The sequence below is a fragment of the Bradyrhizobium sp. P2_E8 genome (assembly GCF_056403875.1).
In genome coordinates this window covers 1-1,756 of record NZ_JBFUES010001295.1, presented here as the reverse complement: position 1 = coordinate 1,756, position 1,756 = coordinate 1, and the positions used below count along the sequence as shown (strand labels likewise).

Here is a 1,756-nt window from a genome sequence, read left to right as displayed (position 1 = left end):
CGGCAAGACAGACCAGCGCGAACGTCGTCGCGTTCTGGCGGAACACGGCATCGACGTCGTCGAGATAGATGCCGGTGCCGATGATCCAGCCCCAGGGCGCAAAGCCCTTCACATAGGAGATCTTCCCGACCGGCTGGTCGAAGCCGGGCTTCGGCCACAGATAGCTGTAGAAGCCGGCGCCCTGCTTGTTGACGACGTCAACGAAGCCCACGAACAGCGCGTTGCCGGCGGGGTCCTTCATCCCCGAAAGGTCCTTGCCGTCAAGCTCGGGCTTGATCGGGTGCATGACCATTTTGGGGGTCATGTCATTGATCCAGAAATACTCGACCTTGTCGTAGCGCAGGCTCTTGATCTCCGCCATCGCGGCGGCCTGTGCCTGTTCGCGCGGGAGTTTTCCTTCGCTCTCGAGCTTCTGATAGTGCGCCAGGATGCCGTAGCCGACATCCACCATCTGCTGCGTCTTGGCCTGGCGATCGGCGACCATCTGCGTGCGCAGGGTCGAAAGCGCGATTGGCGCCAGCGCAATCATGCCGAGGAGGCTGATGCCGACAATCAGGACCAGCTTGAAACTGATGCGGGAGAAAATCATCGGGGCTCGCAAAATTGGAAGGGCTGATATGCCTGTTTATCCCGTTCCCCTTAGCAAAGCTTTAAGCATTCGGGTTCCCCAAATCCCCTTGAGATCGCGTGGGCAGGCAGCCGGCATGCCGCGTGCGGCCCGGCAGGTTTGCGGGGCCGGCCGCATCCGAAATCCAAACGCTTCAAATCTAGAAGACCTCGATATCGGCCTTCGACGCGTTGACTTGCGACAGGCTCTGGCAGAACGATCGGCGCAAACAGTCAGCGCCAGACGCGGCGTGCCCGCAGCGAAAGGCCAGAGGCTCAATGCATCAATCGACATATGCCAAGCCCATCGACCTTCCCGCACTGACCGCGGCCGAGYGGCTCTTCATCTGGGGCTTTCGCGCCAAGGCGCGCAGCGGAAGTGCCGTTCCGACCGCGGCCGACATCCAGCAGGTGTATGACCATTTCCGCGTGGGCGATGCCGTGCCATCACTGGAAGCGATCATCGAGATCTTCGCCTGCACGGCGCATACGGCGATCGAAGTGCATTGTCCCACCTGTCCGCGCATGTCGGAGAGCGAGCACGGAATCCTGCGGGCGATCGCCGCCGCGCAGAGGGAGCGCGACGATGTCGCGCGCGAGCAGTTCGAGCGCTGGCTGCCACCGGTGGGCGCCGATTGGGCGCTGGCGCCGGTGCGGGGACTTGCGACCATCTTCCGCATGGCCGGCCTCATTCTTCCTGACCGGCACGTCGAGCCTTCTGACCAGGACCGGACGATGGTGATGAAGAGCTGGCTTGTGGGCAGTCCCACATTGCATTGACGAGATCGTTCATGATGGAGGCTACGAGCAATCCTGTGCCTGACCCGGCCTGCCAGTCGCGACCCTGTCCGCTCCAGGCCGCGCTTGCGGCCCGTCCGAGCATCGAAAACTACGATCCATTCTGCCGCGTCGCGCTCTCGTTGTTCCGCTTCATTGGAGCTGCCTATGCGACCGGCGCCTCCGATTGCTGGGAGGCGGCCTATCGCTTTGCCGATGAAGCGCCCGGCGTTGCCGACAGCCCGTTGCTGGTCGCACGGGCTGCGGCGCTCGTCAGGATCCTGCGCAGCGGCCGGCCGTGCGAGCTGTGCTTCATGCCGCCGTCGTGCCGGYGCCTGTCGAAGGACGAGGCGGAATTGATGCAGCTGCTGGC

General features: G+C 63.3%; 3 protein-coding genes. 2 read left to right on the top strand and 1 reads right to left on the bottom strand.

Annotation, left to right across the window (positions count from 1 at the left end; genetic code table 11):
• The coding region (locus AC1D00_RS39725) for a cache domain-containing protein (RefSeq protein WP_477014453.1) at positions 1–589 on the bottom strand (589 nt) is incomplete at its 3' end.
• 296 nt (positions 590–885) lie between these two features.
• Between AC1D00_RS39725 and AC1D00_RS39720 the strand changes: the two genes are divergently transcribed.
• On the top strand, positions 886–1,386 hold the full coding sequence (locus AC1D00_RS39720; protein WP_477014452.1) for a hypothetical protein: 501 nt from the start codon (positions 886–888) through the stop codon (positions 1,384–1,386).
• An 11-nt stretch (positions 1,387–1,397) separates the two neighbouring features.
• Positions 1,398–1,756, top strand: a 359-nt coding sequence (locus AC1D00_RS39715; RefSeq protein ID WP_477014451.1) for a hypothetical protein, incomplete at its 3' end; no start/stop codon positions are given.